Here is a 4,992-nt window from a genome sequence, read left to right as displayed (position 1 = left end):
CGCTCCAGGTGGCCGTGGGAGAGCCAGGCGGGCTCGCGATCCGGGTCGATCGTCAGCCCGTCGGACCACGTCAGCCGGTAGGGCAGCTCCGGACGCAGGTCGACGGTCGTCAGGTCGGCGAGGACGCGCCGCGCCGACGGCCAGTCGGGCCCGAGCACGTCGGCCAGCGACACCCGCCGCGCCTCGCCCAGCAGCGACTCGGCGACCTCCCTCAGCCGGTCGAGGGCGGCGTCGGGCGAGGAGTCGAGTGCGGAGCCCGGCCCGGGGTCGGGCAGGGCGGAACGCGGAGGAGTGGGCTGGGCGGGGGCCGGGCGCGGGGCCTCGTCGACGGCGCGGGCGATGGCGGCCGGATCGTGCCACGGCGCGGGCGCGTCGAAGACGAACCCGTCGAGCACCGCCGCCAGCCGCTCACGCGAGGCCGTCTGCGAGAACGTCCGCCACGTCTCCGACGGCAGCAGCGTCAGGTTGCGCGTGGTGCCGGCGGAGTCGGCCAGCCGGCCCGCGGCCCGGCGCGAGGCGTCGCTGTAGGCGTAGATCGCCGCTCGCAGGTCGGTGCAGACCCGGTCGAGCTCCGGCCAGCGGGTCAGGATGGTGGCGTGCAGCCCCTGCGCCCGCCGCGCGATCTCCTCGGTGCCCCACAGCTTGGGCGCCTGCTCGCGCAGCTCCTCGATGGTGCCCGTGGTGAGCGTGATCAGCTCCAGCGCCCACAGCCGGAACGCCCGCGCCAGGTTGACCGCGCTCTGCCGGGCCTCCTCCATCGTGGTGCGGGGGTCGGCGACGTTGAGGTCTTCGAGGGCGAGCAGCCGGTGCATCTCGGACTGGCCGCCGTCGTCCATCATCCGCCGGATGAACATCAGGCCCACCACGCTGGTGAACGACGCGCGGTAACGCAGCTGGTTGGGCTTGGGGAACACCTCGCGGATCGCGCCGAGCCCCTTGAGCACGCGCAGCCGGTTGTCGAACTGGTCGGCCGGGTAGGCGCGGCAGGCGAAGCGCATCTGCTCGTGGGTCAGCCACTCCTCGCCCGCCTCGGCGAAGGCGGTGAAGAGCGTCTCGGCGATGTCGACCAGGACCGGGTCGTCGACCACGGCCCCGCTGTCGCGGGCCAGCGCGGCGAACATGCGGCGGTAGGTCGACAGCACCGCCTCGTCGGTGAGGGCGGCGTCGAGCGTCAGCGGCTGGTCAGCGAGCTGATCGGACAGGGCCTGTTCGGACACGGCCTCTAAGGTACGGCTTCACACCGACACTCTGGGCCCGCCGCCACCATCGCTCCCATTGCTACCAGCCAGTAGGCGCGCATGAGTGATGAGTGACCGCTAGGGTGATGCCCGGTGAAGAGGGGGCAAAGGCTCAGCAAGCGTACATACCGGGGTGAATGAGGGGTGCGGACGCACAGGCTCCGCGGAGACAAGGCCACTGCGGTGATCGCGGGAGCGGCGGCGATCGTCCTGGTCGCGGTGGCCGCGTGGTTCGGCGTGGGCGTCTCCAGCGCCAATCCCCAGCTGGCCGACGTCGGCGCCTGGCTGTGGACTTCCGCCAAGGGCAAGCTGGTGCACGTCAACGGCCTGTCCGGTGAGGTGGACGGCTACCTCGACCACAAGTCCGGCGCGAAGCTGCGCGTCGTCCAGGACGGCGGCCACGTGCTGCTCGTCGACGACGCCACCGGCTTCGTCAGCCGCATCGAGCCGGGCCAGCTCAGCGTGGCCCAGACCCGCGACTTCGGTGCGGCGGGGCTCCAGATCGCCATATCCGGCGCGGGCGCGTACGCGGTGGACCCGGCGGCGGGCCGGGTCCAGCAGATCGACCCCGTCACGCTCGACTCCGTCGGCTCCCCGATCACCCTGCCGGGCCCGCTCGGCGCGGCCCGCGTCGACGGCGGTGGCCGCCTGTGGGTGCCGGTGACCGCCAAGGGCGAGGTCGTCCCCGTACGGGACGGCGTGGCGGCCGATCCGGTCAAGGTCGGTGAGCCGGGCGAGGAGCTGTCCGTGACGATCGCGGGCGGCCTGCCGGTCGTGGTCAACAGCCGCGCCGCCACCGCCACGATCATCGGCGAGGACGGTGGCGTCGGCGAGATCACGCTGCCCAAGGGCGTCGCCCAGGCCGGCAGGGGCGGCGCGCTCACCCCGGCCGCCGCGGAGGGCTCGCTGGTGCCGATCCTGGCCCCTGGGGACGCGGGCCTGCTCGTGGTGATCGACACCGGCTCCAACTCGGTGCTGAGCACGAAGTTCGCCGTCGAGGACCCGGCCCGGCTCGGGGTGCCGCAGATGCTGGGCACCAAGGTGTACGTCCCGGACCGCGGCAGCGGGTCGCTGATCGTCTGGGACAGCGCGGCCGGCGGTCACCCCACCACGCTGCGGGTGGCCGAGAGGCCGGGCCCGGTGGAGGTGTTCGTCAAGGACGGCCTGCTGTGGGCCAACGACGAGAACGGCGACAAGGCCGTCGTCATCGACCCCGAGGGCCGCAAGCACGACATCGACAAGGACGACTCCGACGTACCGGGGCCGACCAGTACGCCCAAGCCGAAGCCGACGCCGCGCCCGGACCCCACGCACCGCGACACCGATCCCGATCCCGGGCCCGTCGAGACCACCGCCGGGCCCCGCCCCACCCAGACCAGGGAGGCCGAGCCGGCCCGCACGCCGACACGCACGCCCAGCCAGAGCCCCACGCCGTCGCCCGGGGCGCCGTCCCCGCCCGGCGCGGTGACCGCCCGGTCGGGCCCGGGGATGGTGACCGTGACCTTCAGCCCGTCCACCGGCGGGCAGGTGGAGCGTTACACGCTGCGGACGGCCGGTCAGGGTGAGTCCGTGCCCGAGTCGGTGACCGCGGACGGGCCGTTCCAGTTCGAGTTCGGCGGCGGGGACTGCGCCCGGGAATACACGTTCGTGGTGGTCGCGCACTGGGCGGGCGGCGAGGTGGAGTCCGAGCCGAGCGCCGGTGCCAAGCCGTGCGTGGCGCCCGGCTCGCCGGCCGGGTTCAGCGCCAAGGCCAGGAACCGGGGCGCCGACCTGAGCTGGAGCGCGCCCGAGAACGCCGGCGACGGCACCACGTACGAGCTGTCCGGCGCCGCCACCAGGAGTGGCGTCCAGGGCACCTCTCTCACCGTGGACGGACTCAAGAACGACCAGAAGCACACGTTCACCCTCAAGGCGAAGAACGCGGCGGGCGAGAGCCCCGACGTGGCCACGACCACGGTGGACCTGGCCTATCCCCGGAAGGTGTACAAGAACGCCCACAACGATCAGACCAACACGAAGATCAACTCCTGCCCGACCGGCAACTGCCAGATCGGCGCCGTCCCGCGCGGCGAGTACCGCGACCTGACCGTGATCTGCCAGGTCAAGGGCATGTCCGTGACCGAGAAGCAGTCCGGGGAGACCAGCGACGTCTGGGACCGGATCGAGTGGAACGGCGGCGTGGCGTACATCAGCGACACCCTGATGGCCACCCCGCGAGGCGGGTTCCCCGCCACGCCACTGTTCGAGTGCACCGACTGAGAAGGGGGGCCAGGTGACCCAGTACACCTACCCGGCCGAGCCGCCGTACGGGCAGCAGGTCCAGCCCGTGCAGCCTGCCGCCGGGCAGCCGGCGCAGCTGGCCGCGCAGTTCGCGCAGCGCTTCCAGCTGCTGGCCGGCAACATCGAGCGGATCATCCGCGGCAAGCGCGAGACCGTCGAACTGGCCCTGATCTGCCTGTTCGCCGAGGGACACGTGCTCGTGGAGGACGTGCCGGGCACCGGCAAGACCACGCTCGCCCGCTCGCTCGCGGCCAGCGTGGACGCCGAGTGGCGGCGCGTGCAGTTCACCCCCGACCTGCTGCCCAGCGACATCACCGGTGTGTCGATCTTCAACCAGGCGCACCAGAAGTTCGAGTTCCACCACGGGCCCGTCTTCGCCAACATCGTGCTCGCGGACGAGATCAACCGCGCCTCGCCGAAGACCCAGGCGGCGCTGCTGGAGGTCATGGAGGAGCGCCGCGTCACCGTGGACGCCGAGCCGCACCCGGTGCCGCGCCCGTTCCTGGTGGTGGCCACGCAGAACCCGGTCGACATGGACGGCACGTACCCGCTGCCCGAGGCGCAGCTCGACCGGTTCCTGATGAAGATCTCCGTCGGCTACCCGCACCACGCGGCGGAGGTCGAGGTGCTCAAGGGCATGCCGACGGGGCCGCAGGTCGAACGGCTGCCGGTGGTCGCGCGCGCCTCGGACGTGTCCGGGATGATCGACTTCGCCGCGCGCATCCACGTGGCCGACCCGGTCTACGACTACATCGTGGCGCTGTGCGGCGCCACCCGTACGAGCCCGCGCCTGCGGCTCGGCGCCAGCCCCCGGGCCAGCCTGGCCCTGCTGCGCGCCGCGCGCGTCAAGGCCGCGGCGGCCGGACGCCACTACGTGGTGCCGGAGGACGTCAAGGCGCTGGCCGTGCCGGTGCTGGCGCACCGCCTGATCCTCACCCCCGAGGCGGAGTTGCGCGAGATCACCGCCGCCGCCGTGCTCGGCGAGATCATCGCCGGGACGCCGGTGCCCCAGGCGGCCTGATGCTGACGCCGCTGGGCTGGGGGACGCTCGCCGGCTCCGTCCTGCTGTACGCGGGGGGGTTCGCCCTCGGCTATCCCGAACCCGTCGTGCTCGCCACGGGCGGCCTGCTCGCGGTCGCCCTGGCGCTGGCCTGGACCGCTCCGAAACCCCGCCTGGAGGTGCGGCGCGAGGTCACGCCGGTCAAGGTGGCGCGCGGGGACGCCGCCGTGGCGGTGCTCACCGTGACCAACCGGGGCCGCCGCGGGCTGTCGGGGCTGCGCGCCCGGGACCGGATCGGGGACGCCGAGCACACGATCGACGTGCCCGGACTTCCGAAGGGCGCGGTGCGCACGGTGTCGTACCCGCTGCCGACGGGGGTGCGCGGGGAGATCCCCGTGGGGCCGCTCGTGCTCGTGCGGGCCGACCCGTTCGGGCTCGCCCGGCGCGTCCGCGCGTACGGCGCGCCCGCCACCC

3 protein-coding genes and 1 pseudogene are annotated in these 4,992 nt (G+C 73.4%); 3 read left to right on the top strand and 1 reads right to left on the bottom strand.

All coding sequences use genetic code 11. The features are described from left to right. A partial coding sequence (locus E1286_RS46020; protein ID WP_246075715.1) for a hypothetical protein occupies positions 1 to 1,217 on the bottom strand: 1,217 nt, incomplete at its 3' end. A gap of 165 nt (positions 1,218 to 1,382) precedes the next feature. Between E1286_RS46020 and E1286_RS46015 the strand changes: the two genes are divergently transcribed. The 3 genes and pseudogenes from E1286_RS46015 to E1286_RS46005 all read left to right on the top strand — a co-directional run. Further along, entirely contained in the window at positions 1,383 to 3,497 is a 2,115-nt protein-coding gene (locus E1286_RS46015; RefSeq protein ID WP_132623541.1) for a hypothetical protein, read from the top strand. Positions 3,498 to 3,510: 13 nt separating this feature from the next. After that, positions 3,511 to 4,539: an AAA family ATPase gene (locus E1286_RS46010; RefSeq protein ID WP_246075714.1), complete on the top strand. Its 1,029-nt coding sequence runs from the start codon at positions 3,511 to 3,513 to the stop codon at positions 4,537 to 4,539. Next, positions 4,539 to 4,992: pseudogene (locus E1286_RS46005) on the top strand (hypothetical protein); the annotation flags it as partial. The gene E1286_RS46010 and the pseudogene E1286_RS46005, both read left to right, overlap by 1 nt.

This window comes from Nonomuraea terrae, assembly GCF_004348995.1.
Lineage (GTDB): Bacteria > Actinomycetota > Actinomycetes > Streptosporangiales > Streptosporangiaceae > Nonomuraea > Nonomuraea terrae.
Note: the sequence above shows the minus strand (reverse complement) of the source record. Positions and strands in the feature narration are given on the sequence as shown.